Source organism: Mesorhizobium sp. WSM4806 (genome assembly GCF_055811635.1).
In genome coordinates this window covers 1-641 of record NZ_JBVVQZ010000068.1, presented here as the reverse complement: position 1 = coordinate 641, position 641 = coordinate 1, and the positions used below count along the sequence as shown (strand labels likewise).

1 protein-coding gene is annotated in these 641 nt (G+C 58.3%); it reads right to left on the bottom strand.

The features are described from left to right. Positions 1-32: 32 nt before the first annotated feature. A partial coding sequence (locus tag AC0L2M_RS34610; RefSeq protein WP_473537271.1) for a pentapeptide repeat-containing protein occupies positions 33-641 on the bottom strand: 609 nt, incomplete at its 5' end.

Here is a 641-nt window from a genome sequence, read left to right as displayed (position 1 = left end):
GTGCAGCATTGCCGCAGTTCGCTTGCCGACAACTATTCCTGCTGGAATTGACAGGGCCAATCTTCAGGCCTCGTCAAGCCAGAAGGCAACTCGGTCCGGGCGTCTCCGCAAGCCATGTTGAGCTGCCACTGGGACAGACCCGCCGAATTGGAAAGGTCGACGCCCTCGATACGGGTCAGAAAGAAAAAGGCGCGGTCAAAGTCTATCGACGCGGTGAACGTCGCTCCTCGGAAGTCCGCCCGTGCGAGATTGGCAAACGAGAAGCGGCTGCCGCTGATATCGGCGTCATGGAACTGCGCACGCCCCAATTCTGCCTTTGTGAAATCAACATTGGTCAGATTGGCGTCCTGGAAATTCGAGCGCTGCATTTCCGCGCTCGCAAACACAGCGCCCTGCGCGTCCATACGGCTGAAGTCGGTCCTGTAGGCCTCGATTCTGTCGAACCGGGCGCCTTTGGCGGTCGAGTCGGCCAGGGAAGCACGCACAAGCGTTGCCTTCTCAAGATTTGCCGCAAGGAGATTGCTGTTCCTGAGGTCGGTCGAAGTGAAATCAACACCGAACAGGTTCGCCCCGCTCAGGTCCTGTCCTTCTAGGATGAGAAGCTTCTTGTCACACTCGTGCCAATTGACGCCAGGCGTCGC